Source organism: Rhizobium sp. A22-96, from assembly GCF_053521805.1.
On the sequence record NZ_JBNWDQ010000001.1, the window covers coordinates 586,888 to 599,494 of the forward strand.

Below are 12,607 nucleotides of genomic sequence, written 5' to 3' on the forward strand. Positions count from 1 at the left end.
TTCCCTATCCAGCGCTGTTAGAAGCGCTCGGGGCGAATGAGAGCGTAGATCAGATAAGCGGTGAGAAATAGCGTCACGCCGCCACCGAGGATGTAATCGAGAAGCATTGCCGTCTCTCCGACTAAAGGCTGTCGCAGGCCTTGGTGTAAGCGACACAAATGAGGAAGAATAAAACGCCGATCCCGATAAGAATGATGTCCATCATCGATCGCATTCCTTGCTTGTTATTGTTGACTGCAGAAGCGATGGGAGCGCTCCGGATGAGAAGCACCTCTTTTCATTCTGCCGAGGGAGAAGACCCACTTCGCGTGTATCTTCGCCATACTATATGCGGCCGAACCGCATTAACGTTCGAGACGGCGGGATGAAGGAAGATATAAAAATCTTATAAATGCCGATGTTGCTGACGGCGGCTGGTACACATGCCAACACGATGATCCCACGCCCACTCTCGTTGCCAAATTCATCTAGAGAATCGGGCATGCTCCGTAAGTGCGCCGCCGCTATTTCATTGAATTTCCTTGGTCATCCTCCCAAGACGCCAAGGTCGAGCAAGCGATACAAGCTACCCTCAATGATTGCATGATACAATATGAATTAATGCTAACATAGCTGAAATCAGTGTGATGACATATAAGGCCGTATGTATCGTGCTTGATGCCGCATCCTGCCGATGATCTAGTCCGAGACGAGATGGGTTGCGCCTCCCATAGCCATTCGACCGCCAAACAAAAGAAATGCGAGCCAGTGACGACCAGCATAAGACATATCGCCAAACTCGCAGGAACATCGGTGTCTTCGGTCTCGCGCGTCCTCAACAATAGTGGTTATGCCTCCCCCGAACTCCGCGAACGCGTCGAGACGGCCATCCGCACGCTGAATTACACACCGAGCAAGGGTGCCCGTATGCTGCGCGGCGCGCCGAGCCGGATGATCGGGCTCATGCTGCCGTCAATCGACGTGCCGTTTTTCGGCATACTGGCCCATACCATCGAGCAGGAGTTGTTCCAGCGTGGCTATCAGACGCTGATCTGCAGCACCGCGGAAAATATGGAACACGAGGCGCGCTACATTTCCATGCTGCTGTCCCAGCGCGTCGACGGCGTTATCGTCGCTAGCGCCTTTGGCAGCATCGAGCATTTTGGGGTCTTTCGCGATGCCGATATTCCGATCGTCGCCATCGATCGCGAACTGAACGGCATCGCCGAAGACGCCATCATGGCCGATCACGAGGAGGGTGGACGGCTGATGGCGCGCCATCTGCTTGGTCTTGGCCATCGCTCGATCGCCATCGTCGGCGCGCCATCACATAGTCAGCCGGTCCAGCTTCGCCTTCGAGGCATCACGGCGGAAATGGCGGAGAGTGGGGTCTCGCCCGCAGCCGTTGGCATGGCGGACGAACATAGCTTTGCGGCGGCCTATGGGCTCGCGACCGAGGTTCTTGCCTCCAGGCCCGATATCACAGCCATCATCGGCACATCTGATATTTCGGCCATCGCCGTCATTCATGCGATCCAGGATCGCGGCTTCTCCGTGCCGCGCGACTATTCGGTGATCGGTTTCGACGACCTGCCCGAAACTGCCTATGTATTTCCCCGGCTGACGACCGTGGCGCAGCCGATCCGCGAAGTCGGCCAGCAAGCCACCCGGCGGTTGGAAGCCTTGATCAGGGATCACCAGATGGGGCATGAGCCGGCGACCGGCGCCATCATCAGGGTACCTGTCGCCTTGATCGAGCGTGATTCAACAGGGCCTGTACGCAGCTGATGCGGCCAAGCTCAGGGCCGGACGATGACCTTGATTTCACCGGGTAGCGGCGCGCTGCCGACTACTTCGGCAACATCTTCGAGAGAGATCGTCTTCGTTACCAGCGAATCCAGCTCCAACGCCCCACTCGCCACCATCGCCGCAGCCCGCGCATGCGTGAACGGGTTGAGATAGGCGGCCCTGATCTCGACTTCGTTGACAAGCAGATCGAAAGGCAAAACGGGCACTTCAAGCCCCGCTGGCGTCACGCCGAACAGGACGAAGGTGCCACCCCGCCGCAGCATCTTCACGCCCGTCTGCAACGTCTCGGGGACCCCGGCACACTCGATGACGATGTCGGCGCCGCCTTGCGTCACCTCTCGCGTCAAAGCTACCGTGTCGGAGGCCGTCGGATCAAAGGCGTGTGTGGCGCCCAGACGCAATGCCGCCTCGCGTCTCGATAGTTGTCGTGTGATCAGGATTATCTGGCCTGCACCGGCCTGACGCGCCAATTGCACCATCAGCAGCCCGATGACGCCGCCACCCAGGATGGCGACACTATCTCCCGGGATGATCCTTGCTTTGTCCATCGCATGAATGCAGCAGGCCAGAGGCTCGCAGAAGGCACCATGGACCGGATCGAGATCGGAAGGCAGGATGAATGCCTGGCCACACGGCACCGCGACATATTCGGCAAAGCCGCCATCCCGAGTCACTCCGATAGCATTCAGATTCGCACAGAGGTTCGGGCGCCCACGCCGGCAGGCCGGGCAAGTGCCGCAGGCTATATTCGGGTCGATGGTGACGAGTTCACCACCGGTAAACGACGAGACGCCATCGCCAACCTCCTCCACCAGACCGCAGAATTCATGGCCGAGGGTCACCGGGATCGCTGTCGGATACTCGCCCTTGAACATATGACGATCCGAGCCGCAGATGCCGGCTGCCAGCACCCGGATAACGAGCTCACCCGGTCTGGCGCTCGGCCGCTCGACGCTGCGCATGGCCATGGATCCGGTGGATTCCAATCGTACTGCTCTCATTCTCCTCCTCCGGACATAAAGTTCTGTTGACGGGTGCCGCAGCACCACTCCCCTGAGTACTGTAGCATTGAATGATGCCTGGTAACGACTTCAAGCCGAGCCGTTAGTCATACCGGATGCATCTCCTTCACGTCCGCCAGAAGAACCGACATATGGGGAACGCCATCTGTCGCGGTTGCCCCGGCAAGGCAGCGGGCAGCGGCGGCATGCGCGATGGCGCAAATTCTCTCGACCGGCCAATTCTCATGCAGGCCATAGAGCACCGCGGCACAGAAGGCGTCGCCGGCGCCCACCGTACTGACGATCTCGGTTGGATCGACCGGCCTTGAGCGTGTAACCACAGGCGCGGCACCGGGCGTAAACCAAAAGCAGATCTCCGGCGCATGAATGATCGCCCCTTTAGCAACGCCTGCCGCCAGCAAACGCTCACCGGCCGTCAAAAGACCAGCCTCGATCAAGTCGCCGTTTGCATCGCGAACGGTCACGCCAGTTGCCCGCCCCGCCTCGATCTCATTGATGATCAGGAAATCACAATAGGGCAATGAAGCGCCGACCTTCGCCGCAAACTCCGGATCCTCGCTCGATACGAAATCGACACAGGTGGTAAGACCGGCGTCGCGGGCCGCCTCCAACAGGCGCGATGCTCCCGACCGGCCATCGGCATCGATCCCGTCAAGGCTGGGCAGCAACATGAGATAGCCGAGATAGAAAAGCCGGTAGCCCGCCTCCGCGAAAACCACTGGTGAAATGAGCGCGTCCGTCACGGCATCATTGGCGCCGCCATGATAGAAGAAGGTGCGGTTCTGGCCCGGCACATTCATGACGTGGGTATGCGCCGTCGCCCGACCGGAAAGCACCTGCAAACCGCCGATATCGATGCCGGCGTTCACAAGACGCGTCTTGACGATCTCTCCGTCGATGTCAGCACCGATGCATCCGGCTGCCCCCAGCTTGCCGGGAAAGCCGAGCGAAGCCAAGTCGGCCACAACGTTGGCAGCGCCGCCGCCGACACCAACATCCTGATGGACGATATGGGCGAGATTACCCTGCTCGGGCCAGTAGGACAGCGTGTGAACGCGGTCGACTATGAAGTTTCCCGCGCAAACGATGCCTCTCCGGCTCTGCTTTTCGCTGTCGCGAACCTCCTCCCCGGTTCGCATCAGCCACCTGCCTCGTTCCACAAAGGCCTGAGCGGCGGCTCGTCTTCCTCGATCGCGGCGAAACGCCCGATCGGCTCCAGAAAATAATTATCGCTATTGTCATCGTTGACCTGGCTGACCTCGCCGACGAAGACCGGCCCGCCACCCTTTCGACCATAGAAGCGATGGTAGAGGCCGGTGTGGATCGTCACGCTCTGACCCGGCGACAGAACCAGGGGCTCCCATGCGGCGAGCTTGCGCGGCAATCCGTCCACGGGGACGGTTATATCGTCGTCCAGCACCTTGCCTTCGGCATCGGCCGCTGCAAACTCGATGACGAGATCGCCGCCGGCGCGATTGATGATATCTTCCATCTTCGCCGCATGGCGGTGGGTCGGCGTCACCTGCCCTTCCTCGACGAACAGCAGCTTCTCGGCATAGGTGCGCTCGCCCTCGACACCGACGATGCCGTTGCGCAGGCAGAACAGCACGAGGCCGCATTCGGCGAACCGGCCTGAACCGAAGTCCGTTACGTCCCAGCCGAGTTGATGGCTGCGCAGGTAGCTTGCCGCCTGCGGATTGGCGGCAAAATCCGCCGCATTCCAATATCCCCATTCCGGCAGCGCCCACCGCCAGTGCTCAAGCGTCTTGGTTGCCCGCCGCAACGCCGCGTTGATCTCGGATCGCTTCATCAGGCAGTCTCCCCTTGGTAATTGACGGGCACCACGATGTTTTCGCGACCGGATTTGAGAGCTGCCGTCAAGACGGCGTGATGCGCCTGCGCTTCTGCCGGCGTGGCGCAGCCAAAGCCGTTGGCATTTCCGCCTGCCAGCTCATCGACGAAAGCTGCCCACATCTGCTGGATGGCGTCGGCAAAGCCGAACTCGAAAATCTTGCCGGTTATGGCGGGAAACAGCGAGCCATATCCGAGATCCTCGGTGCTCCAGGCCTGCGCACCGCCGGTATAGTCCATCCACTGCCACTGACGCGGCGATTTCGTGCTGAAGAAGGCGCTCTTCTTCATGCCGAGAACACGAATGTACCAGCTGTTGGATTCGCCGGGCGCGATGCGCCAGGTCTTGAGCACCATCGGGAAATCCTGATCCGCCGTCTGCACGCGACTGCTGATCGTGGCATTGTCCCAGGTGGTGCACGGCGTCATCCCGCCCTTGCCATCGGGGCGCTCGGTGACCTTCTTGACCAGTTGCGCATGCAGCGTGGTCGGGCGCCAGCCGAGGCGCAACGGCACATGCAGGACATGCATGCCGAGATCGCCCATGCAGCCATATTCGCCATTGATCTCGGCCATGCGCTTCCAGTTGATCGGCTTCTGCCGGTCGATATCGGACGAATGGAGAAAGCCGGCTTCGACCTCGAGGATATCTCCCATCTCGCCGCTCTGGGCGAGCGCGATCACCTTCTGTGCACCCGGGAAGAAAGGCATCTCCGACGAGCAGCGGACCAGAAGCGCCGGATGCTCGGCAAGTGCCTCCATGATTGCCCGGTTCTGCGCTGCATCCATGCCGAACGGCTTCTCGCCGAGCAGATGCTTTCCAGCCTTCAGGATATCGATATAGAATTGCTGATGCAGCACATGCGGCACGGCGCAGTAGACGGCGTCGACCTCCGGATTGGCCAGAAGCTCCTTATAGTCTTCGGTGGATTGCCGCACGCTCGGCACATGATCCCTAAACCAGTCGCGCAGCGCGGCATTGGTATCGCAGACGGCGACGATTTCCGGTCGCGCCTTCACATCGGCAAGATGCAGCCAGCGCGCCGCGGCGCTTGCAAATTCGCGCCCCATCAGGCCGCAGCCGATGACGCCGAAACGTAATATCTTGGTCATGTCTCCTCCTCCCAAAAGTGCGTCAGGCGAGATGCCGCGAGGCGTCTTCGACGGAAGCTCCGTCATGGACGATCGCCATCAAGGCGCGCGTCATGCCAGCGGGATTTTGATGCTGGATGACATTGCGGCCATAGACGATGCCGCGAGCGCCCTGCCCCATCAGTTGCTTGGTGCGGGCGAGGATTTCCTGATCCGAAACGCGGCCGCCGCCGCGCACCAGGACCGGCAGCCCCTGAGCAATCTCGATAACGCGATGATATTCCTCGACGTTGTCGCACGGGTCGGCCTTGATGATATCGGCTCCGAGCTCCGCCGCCTGGCGAACGAGCGGCAGGATCTTGTCGATCGCACCATCGACCATATAGGCGCCCTTGGAATTGTCCTGCATGACAAGCGGCTCCACCATCAGCGGCACGCCATAGATTTCGCATTCGCGCTTCAGGCTATTCACGTTGCGCACGCAGGCGCGATAGACCTCGGGCTGGTTCGGCAGCATCAGAAGATTGACGACAACACAGGCAGCGTCGAGTACCACAGCCTGCTCCACACCCCGATCGATGATTTCGGAAAACAGCGCCGAGGGCAGAGGATTGCCGTAGATATTGGCGATATCCGTCCGCAGCACCAAGGCAGGACGATGCTTGCCGGGGATCGCCTGCAGGATGGGCGCAGTTCCCGGCGGAAGCTGAATGGCATCGGGTGCAGCATCGGCGATGACCTTGATCGCCGTCTTCATGTCCTCGATGCCGGCAAGAAAAGTCCGCTCATTGAACATGCCGTGGTCAATGGCGACGTCGAAGCAGTTTCCGGACACGCCGAAAAGGCGGTTGAGCCGCGCGGATTTCATTCATTTCCTCCCAATGTGGTAACGTTTCCACATTCAGATTAGAGAACATGTGTCATGAGTCAAGATGGATGCGGTATCGTTTCCACATCTACCATATTGAGACAAACCGTGCGCAAACTACCGCAGATAGGAGGAATCGAAATCGGCCAGACGCTCCAACCGCTGGCAATCGAGAAGCCTCACCCATCCTTCATGAAAGGTCATCACCTTCAATTCGCGCAACTGCCTGAGAACCCGATTGAAATGAACAGCGGTCAAGCCGAGTGCATCGGCGATCAGCGATTGTGTCAGTGGGCATTGATAGGCCGACCTTGTGCCCAACCCGAGAAGAGCCAGCCTCGAGCCAAGTTCGAGGAAGAAATGAGCCACCCTGTCGATGGGGCGACGCCGGCCGACATCGACCAGATGCTGGACGAGAATGGCTTCATCCCTCAAGGTGGACCAGAGTATCGACATTGCAAGGCGGCCGTTGCCATCAAACGCCTCAACAAGGTCTTCGACATTTATCTCGCCGACCTCGACGCGCGTTACCGCGCAAAGATTGTCGTCGACACTGGACAGCAAGAGCCGCCGAATGCCGATCAGGTCGCCAGGAACATAGAAATTGATGACTTGCCGCGTGCCGTTGCGCATCAGCTTGTAGGAACAAGCCCAGCCTGCGCGAAGAATATACGCGCTTTGAGGCGATTGCCCCTCATGCGTGATATCGGATCCCTTGATAAAGACGCGCTTTCGGATTTGGAGCGCGTCGAGGATCGCCTTGTCTTCAGGCAGGAAGGCAATATGCACATCGAGTTTCCCGGCAATCGGGCTTGCAGGGAGATGAAGATTTCTCGTTTTTGCGCCGGGCAGACTTGAATCATGCGGCATGGGGATGCCTTTAAGGTTCGCTACTGATCAAGATCGATTCACGGCTCCCTCCGGTCAGATATTGTAAGGAAACACTCTCGTCACAAGCCGGGCCCAGATTAACAAATGGTTAGGAAAGTGAAGGGTTCGGCACAACTAGTCGTTCGAAATCCTCAGGATTCACAATGTGTTATAGGCGCACGAGATTGTTGCACCTCACCTCACGGTTCTTGCACTTGTTGGTGAAACGAACGTGATCGGCTCTATTGATTGAGATCATATCGAGGTCGCGCGAAACGGTTCATGACTGGAGTGTGCTCGATTTCTTCAAACCGACGCACCTTAGGAAACACGAACCCATGCCTGCTCAAGAGAGCCGGCAGCAGCTCCTAATGGAGATCGAGATGTTCAAGACGTTCAAACCAGCCATCATGTTCGCCCTTGTGGGTACGACCTTTGCCACCCTTGCGGTCTCGTCTGTCCCCAGCGTTGCTGCGCCGACCTGCGCGACAGACCTTCGGCTCACCAGAACCGAATTGAGTGAAGCCCCTGACGGCCAGCAAAAGACCGAAGCCATGGGGCTCTATACTGCGGCAATGAATGCGCGCCGCGATGGACAGAACGGACAATGTCTGGGAGATCTAAACGAGGCATCCACGGTACTCGCCTATGCTTCCTTGTACCCCGCCGACGCTGGTAGCGTTGGCGTTAACCCGGCCTCAACGCCCTCAACACCGGAGCATACCCATGGCAGCGGTGACCACCACGGGCATGGACATCATTAGACTTGCATGAGTTCGATCGGCAGACGTTCGTCTGGAGATGCCGCCGAGGCTAGGCGGTGCTAACCGGCCCTCAGGTGAGCAAGCTGTGGCACAAGATTGCGAGATGAAGCAGCGAGTACCATCGACATCCCGACCGCGGCTGTCGCTTCGCTCCCAAGCTGCTATTGGCCGCCGCTGGCGACAAATAGCGCGGGATCACAGCCCATAAGGAAAGGTACCATCTATCGATTGCCCTCGGCTTGCGGCGAGGGCAATCCTTTGCGAGGGCACAGGTTTAGGCCTGATGAGCCTCCGTCCCCTGGATAGCAGAAAGCTTCCAGTCGGAACCCGGCTTACGCACGAAGGTCCACAGCTCGACGGTTTCCGAGGGATTGCGATCGTCGCCATCGACGAGCTTCCCCGTCGTGCGATCGACCATGGCGTCGATGCTGGAATAACGCATCGCAAGCGTCGCATATTCGGCATTGTCTTCGCGCCAGGCCTCGGCGATATCCCCCTGCAGCAGATGGACATCGGAAACGCTGTTGCGCACGCCATTCGTTGCGTGTTCTCCGAGTTCCTCGGCCAGATAGGACATTGCCTCGGGTGTGGTCAGCCCACGCAACGTTGCATAGTCTTCCTTGCCATAGGCCGACTGAACTTCGGTCAGAAGTTGTTCGAAGCGATCAAGGTCGGCCTGCTGAAGCCCGATCTCGTCATTCGCCTGTCGCGTCTTCTGCGTGGCGGCGGCTGCTCCGCCGCCGATTACCGGAATGGAGAAGGAAGAGCGCGGCGATGCGCTCGGATTGCTCATTGCATTCGTATTATAGGACGAGCCTGCGCCGGGCGCCGCAAACTGCGTGCGCTGACGGTTTGCGAAAAAGCGCATGGCAAGGCTGATCGCCGCAATGACCAGGCCGATTTGCAGCAACATGCCGAGGAAACCGAAGCCGCCACCAAAGCCCTGGCCGATCAGCATGCCGAGAAGACCGCCGGCAATCAGTCCGCCGATCATCGATCCGCCGAAACCGCCAAAGAAGCCGGGACGCTGCTGCGCGCCGAGCGGCGGCTGGCTAGTAGTTTGTTGCTGGGGAGGCCGCGTCGTCATCGTCCGATCGATCGGAGCAGCCGTCGTCGGGGCTGTCCGCGTTACGGCTGGCGCGTCAAATGTCCGGGTTCCACGGCTGCCGAACCCGCTGGAGCCACCGCGACGTGCGTCGGCATCGGCGAAGGTAGCCAGAACGGATACGGTGGCGAGGGCGACGATAGCTGCGATCTTGGCAAAACGAGGAACTGCACTGAGCATTGGCTCTCCCTGTGAACTCGGCGGAAAACTATTCCGTCCGAATGTGGGTACGCCAAGTTGCGATTGTAAGTTCGTGCGCCCAAAAATTTTAAACGACGTCGCGTCCTGTGTCGGCCGTCTGGGAGACTTTGTTTAGATCGGCGACATGACGCGAAGGCCTAGCCTTCTTCGGCACCATCGAGCAGGCCGTCATAAACTTCCATGAGCGCATTGGTGATCGCCTGCCCAAGCGCATTGCCGGCCTCGCGTAGATCGTCGTCCGTACCGTCGCGCGCCGCCTTGGCGAGATCGAAGCCCTCCCCGCTGACGATCTGCTTTGCCACCTCGATGGCCCAGAGGCCAAAGTCGCCACGATTGTCTATCTTGATCGCGTCTTCCATTACACGTCCCATTCATTCGTCGTGGTCAGGCGTCTATACGCTCATGCCCAGCAAGGCCAGCAGCCATGCTCGGCAATCGAGACGACGGTCACGAGCACTTCAGTCTCCGTAGAATATGGCGCCCGACCGTATATTGTCCATCCGATCAGCCGGCTCTGCCGAGGTTTCCGCCTCCTCTGAACGAACCCCTTATTTCTCGGAATCGTCCCGCAAGTGCGTTGCAAAAGCCATTTTGGCGTTAGAAATTGTGGAAATACACCTCTCCAGGCCCTCAAACAGCAAGAGGCCTCGTGACAATGACGGGCCGCAATGGAAATGATTCCGCTGTAAACAATGCGGGGAAGCATCATGACCACCACAAATGAAATCGCAGACAAGATTGCCGCCGATCACAAGCTCACCAAGGCTCAGGGCAAGGCAATCGTCGAAGCTGTTTTTGCGTCCATCGCCGGAGCAGCATCTTCCGGCGCTGAGACCTCTATTCCAGGCTTCGGCAAATTCAAGGTCAAGGACACGCCGGAACGCGAAGCACGTAACCCGGGAACGGGCGCGACCATCAAGGTTGCTGCAGCAAAGAAACTTACCTTCACGCCGGCTAAGGCGCTCAAGGATGCACTCAACAAGTAATCTTGAGTTTTGAGCCGTTGGGGCTCAGGGCATCGAGCGGCCGGCCCCATTAAGTGAGGCCGGCCCACTAACGCGACCTGATATAATTCTTCAACGCCGCGGGTTCGTCGGTCTGGATGGCGGAGATACCTGCGTCGATCAACCGGCCCCAGATCGATTCCGGATCCCTCAGCGCGGCGGAATCGGTAAAGCCTGCAGAGGAAACCGAGTCGAGCGTGTTGACCCACAGAGCGATACCGGCCTTCTGGAAAAGCGCCTTCCGCTCGACAACCTGTTCAAGCCTGTCGAAATAGATCTCGCACAGGAACGGGTTCAGCTGAAACAGCAGATGAAGCTGGCTAGCCGCATCCGGGGCTTCAAGGCGAGTTTTGGCCATAAATAGAACGGCCTGCGGCGAGACGTTGGCACGGATCCAGGCGAGATCGTCGGCGGTTTTCAGATTGCCCCAAAAATCGACCTGCTGGTCGACGCCCATTGCACGCGCACAGGCAATGACATCCGGGATTAGCTGCCTGTCTTTGACATCGAGATGGATGAAAATGCGATCGCGCGTCAGCTCAAAGACATCCTTCAGGCTCGGCAGCTTTTCGCCCGTCATCGGGTTCGCCTCGCCGCCATCCCGGTCACGCAAAGTGAGGCTGGACAATTGCTGCAAGGTCAGCGCCTCCGGCTCCCGATTGAGGCCAGCCATGCGTTCGAGCGTATCGTCATGCAGAAGGAAAAGCTCGCCGTCGCTGCTGCGCCGGACGTCGATCTCGACCACATCGTAGCCGGCAGACATCGCCCGTTCGATCGAAAGAAGGCTATTTTCCGGTGCGGCGCGCCAGATCCCACGATGAACAACAATCGCGCAGTCGCGTGTGGGATCGGCGACGTAGTCGATATAATTCATGATGCGCCCTTCCAGCCCCAGGCGAATCATCCGCGACTGGCTGCTCCGGGCAGGACCTATCATGCGATCTTGTCAGCTTTGCAAAGCGCTGAGCCTATCGCAGGCGGCGCCAAAAACGACGATCGCAGCCAACAGGCTGCGATCGAGAGAGATTGATTGCTGTTAAATAGCAGTCACTTATCTTTAGAAATTCCAGTCTTCGTCCTCTGTGGCAACAGCCTTGCCGATGACGTAGGAAGAGCCGGAACCGGAGAAGAAGTCGTGGTTTTCATCGGCGTTCGGCGACAGCGCCGAAAGGATCGCCGGATTGACCTTGCAGGCCTCCGCCGGGAAAAGCGCTTCGTAGCCAAGGTTCATCAGCGCCTTGTTGGCGTTGTAGTGCAGGAACTTCTTGACGTCTTCGGTCAGACCGACACCGTCATAGAGTGACTCGGTGTACTTGGCCTCATTGTCGTAGAGCTCGAGCAGCAGATCGAAGGCGAAATCCTTGATCTCCTGCTTGCGCTCTTCCGGCTGCCGGTCCAGCTCGCGCTGGAACTTGTAGCCGATATAGTAGCCATGCACGGCCTCATCACGGATGATCAGACGGATCATGTCGGCGGTGTTGGTGAGCTTGGCGCGGCTCGACCAGAACATCGGCAGATAGAAGCCCGAATAGAACAGGAAGCTTTCGAGGAAGACGCTTGCGACCTTCTTTTTAAGCGAGTCGCCGGATGCATACTGCTCCATGATCAGCGTCGACTTGCGCTGCAGGAACTCGTTCTCCTCAGACCAGCGATAGGCATCATCAACGTCAGGCGTGGAGCACAGCGTCGAGAAGATAGAAGAATAGGACCGCGCATGCACGGCCTCCATGAAGGAGATGTTCGACAGCACGGCTTCTTCATGCTGCGTGGCGGCATCAGCCATCAGCTTCACCGAACCCACACCGTTCTGGATGGTATCGAGCAGCGTCAGGCCGGTGAAGACGCGGATGGTGAGCTGCTGCTCTTCCGGCTTCAGAGTCGCCCAGGACGGAATGTCGTTCGAGAGCGGCACCTTTTCCGGCAACCAGAAATTTCCGGTCAGGCGGTTCCAGACTTCGAGATCCTTGTCGTCCTCGATGCGGTTCCAGTTAATGGCACGGATACGGCTTACCGGCTTGAATTGCATGTTCACGGGAATGTCC

The 12,607-nt window shown here is 58.8% G+C and carries 14 protein-coding genes; 3 read left to right on the forward strand and 11 right to left on the reverse strand.

Annotation, left to right across the window (positions count from 1 at the left end; translation table 11 throughout):
• Window positions 1-17: 17 nt before the first annotated feature.
• Window positions 18-107: a K(+)-transporting ATPase subunit F gene (gene kdpF, locus ACQZ6F_RS02625; RefSeq protein ID WP_034509905.1), complete on the reverse strand. Its 90-nt coding sequence runs from the start codon at window positions 105-107 to the stop codon at window positions 18-20.
• A gap of 640 nt (window positions 108-747) precedes the next feature.
• On the opposite strand from kdpF, the gene ACQZ6F_RS02630 reads away from it, so the two are divergent.
• A complete protein-coding gene (locus ACQZ6F_RS02630; RefSeq protein ID WP_449092527.1) occupies window positions 748-1,767 on the forward strand; it encodes a LacI family DNA-binding transcriptional regulator in 1,020 nt (339 codons plus the stop codon).
• 11 nt (window positions 1,768-1,778) lie between these two features.
• Here the strand turns inward: ACQZ6F_RS02630 and ACQZ6F_RS02635 are convergent, their stop codons facing one another.
• The 6 genes from ACQZ6F_RS02635 to ACQZ6F_RS02660 form a co-directional block, all read right to left on the reverse strand.
• The gene (locus ACQZ6F_RS02635) at window positions 1,779-2,789 is read right to left on the reverse strand and encodes a zinc-dependent alcohol dehydrogenase family protein (RefSeq protein ID WP_449092528.1); all 1,011 of its coding nucleotides are present in this window, start codon (window positions 2,787-2,789) and stop codon (window positions 1,779-1,781) included.
• A 107-nt stretch (window positions 2,790-2,896) separates the two neighbouring features.
• Window positions 2,897-3,949: a carbohydrate kinase family protein gene (locus tag ACQZ6F_RS02640; protein WP_449092529.1), complete on the reverse strand. Its 1,053-nt coding sequence runs from the start codon at window positions 3,947-3,949 to the stop codon at window positions 2,897-2,899.
• Window positions 3,949-4,620 (reverse strand): D-lyxose/D-mannose family sugar isomerase, encoded by a 672-nt coding sequence (locus ACQZ6F_RS02645; protein ID WP_449092530.1) that lies wholly within the window; start codon window positions 4,618-4,620, stop codon window positions 3,949-3,951. Before ACQZ6F_RS02645 ends, ACQZ6F_RS02640 begins: the two co-directional genes overlap by 1 nt.
• On the reverse strand, window positions 4,620-5,774 hold the full coding sequence (locus ACQZ6F_RS02650) for a Gfo/Idh/MocA family protein (RefSeq protein ID WP_449092531.1): 1,155 nt from the start codon (window positions 5,772-5,774) through the stop codon (window positions 4,620-4,622). The genes ACQZ6F_RS02645 and ACQZ6F_RS02650 overlap by 1 nt, the downstream gene beginning before the upstream one ends.
• 22 nt (window positions 5,775-5,796) lie before the next feature.
• Window positions 5,797-6,621: a class I fructose-bisphosphate aldolase gene (locus tag ACQZ6F_RS02655; RefSeq protein WP_449092532.1), complete on the reverse strand. Its 825-nt coding sequence runs from the start codon at window positions 6,619-6,621 to the stop codon at window positions 5,797-5,799.
• 117 nt (window positions 6,622-6,738) lie between these two features.
• Entirely contained in the window at window positions 6,739-7,410 is a 672-nt protein-coding gene (locus ACQZ6F_RS02660) for a Crp/Fnr family transcriptional regulator (RefSeq protein WP_449092533.1), read from the reverse strand.
• 419 nt (window positions 7,411-7,829) lie between these two features.
• Here ACQZ6F_RS02660 and ACQZ6F_RS02665 point away from each other — a divergent pair, with 419 nt between their 5' ends.
• Window positions 7,830-8,255 carry a hypothetical protein gene (locus ACQZ6F_RS02665; protein ID WP_449092534.1) on the forward strand — a complete coding sequence of 142 codons (426 nt, stop codon included), beginning with the start codon at window positions 7,830-7,832 and terminating at the stop codon, window positions 8,253-8,255.
• 274 nt (window positions 8,256-8,529) lie between these two features.
• Here the strand turns inward: ACQZ6F_RS02665 and ACQZ6F_RS02670 are convergent, their stop codons facing one another.
• Window positions 8,530-9,540, reverse strand: a complete 1,011-nt coding sequence (locus tag ACQZ6F_RS02670; RefSeq protein WP_449092535.1) for a Tim44 domain-containing protein — start codon at window positions 9,538-9,540, stop codon at window positions 8,530-8,532.
• Between the two features lie 158 nt (window positions 9,541-9,698).
• Entirely contained in the window at window positions 9,699-9,920 is a 222-nt protein-coding gene (locus ACQZ6F_RS02675; RefSeq protein ID WP_077467982.1) for a hypothetical protein, read from the reverse strand.
• A gap of 348 nt (window positions 9,921-10,268) precedes the next feature.
• Between ACQZ6F_RS02675 and ACQZ6F_RS02680 the strand changes: the two genes are divergently transcribed.
• A complete protein-coding gene (locus tag ACQZ6F_RS02680; RefSeq protein ID WP_174074156.1) occupies window positions 10,269-10,547 on the forward strand; it encodes an HU family DNA-binding protein in 279 nt (92 codons plus the stop codon).
• Window positions 10,548-10,614: 67 nt separating this feature from the next.
• Here ACQZ6F_RS02680 and ACQZ6F_RS02685 read toward each other — a convergent pair whose 3' ends face one another.
• Window positions 10,615-11,439, reverse strand: coding sequence for a glycerophosphodiester phosphodiesterase family protein (locus ACQZ6F_RS02685; RefSeq protein WP_449092536.1), 825 nt, complete (start codon window positions 11,437-11,439; stop codon window positions 10,615-10,617).
• 183 nt (window positions 11,440-11,622) lie between these two features.
• Window positions 11,623-12,591 (reverse strand): class 1b ribonucleoside-diphosphate reductase subunit beta, encoded by a 969-nt coding sequence (nrdF, locus tag ACQZ6F_RS02690; protein ID WP_449093124.1) that lies wholly within the window; start codon window positions 12,589-12,591, stop codon window positions 11,623-11,625.
• Window positions 12,592-12,607: the final 16 nt, after the last annotated feature.

Excerpts from the sequence above, each read along its gene's own strand:
- kdpF (WP_034509905.1), bottom strand. The coding sequence starts at position 107 with ATGCTTCTCGATTACATCCTCGGTGGCGGCGTGACGCTATTTCTCACC.
- ACQZ6F_RS02635 (WP_449092528.1), bottom strand. The coding sequence starts at position 2,789 with ATGAGAGCAGTACGATTGGAATCCACCGGATCCATGGCCATGCGCAGC.
- ACQZ6F_RS02640 (WP_449092529.1), bottom strand. The coding sequence starts at position 3,949 with ATGCGAACCGGGGAGGAGGTTCGCGACAGCGAAAAGCAGAGCCGGAGA.
- ACQZ6F_RS02645 (WP_449092530.1), bottom strand. The coding sequence starts at position 4,620 with ATGAAGCGATCCGAGATCAACGCGGCGTTGCGGCGGGCAACCAAGACG.
- ACQZ6F_RS02650 (WP_449092531.1), bottom strand. The coding sequence starts at position 5,774 with ATGACCAAGATATTACGTTTCGGCGTCATCGGCTGCGGCCTGATGGGG.
- ACQZ6F_RS02655 (WP_449092532.1), bottom strand. The coding sequence starts at position 6,621 with ATGAAATCCGCGCGGCTCAACCGCCTTTTCGGCGTGTCCGGAAACTGC.
- ACQZ6F_RS02665 (WP_449092534.1), top strand. The coding sequence starts at position 7,830 with ATGCCTGCTCAAGAGAGCCGGCAGCAGCTCCTAATGGAGATCGAGATG.
- ACQZ6F_RS02670 (WP_449092535.1), bottom strand. The coding sequence starts at position 9,540 with ATGCTCAGTGCAGTTCCTCGTTTTGCCAAGATCGCAGCTATCGTCGCC.
- ACQZ6F_RS02675 (WP_077467982.1), bottom strand. The coding sequence starts at position 9,920 with ATGGAAGACGCGATCAAGATAGACAATCGTGGCGACTTTGGCCTCTGG.
- ACQZ6F_RS02680 (WP_174074156.1), top strand. The coding sequence starts at position 10,269 with ATGACCACCACAAATGAAATCGCAGACAAGATTGCCGCCGATCACAAG.
- ACQZ6F_RS02685 (WP_449092536.1), bottom strand. The coding sequence starts at position 11,439 with ATGAATTATATCGACTACGTCGCCGATCCCACACGCGACTGCGCGATT.
- nrdF (WP_449093124.1), bottom strand. The coding sequence starts at position 12,591 with ATGCAATTCAAGCCGGTAAGCCGTATCCGTGCCATTAACTGGAACCGC.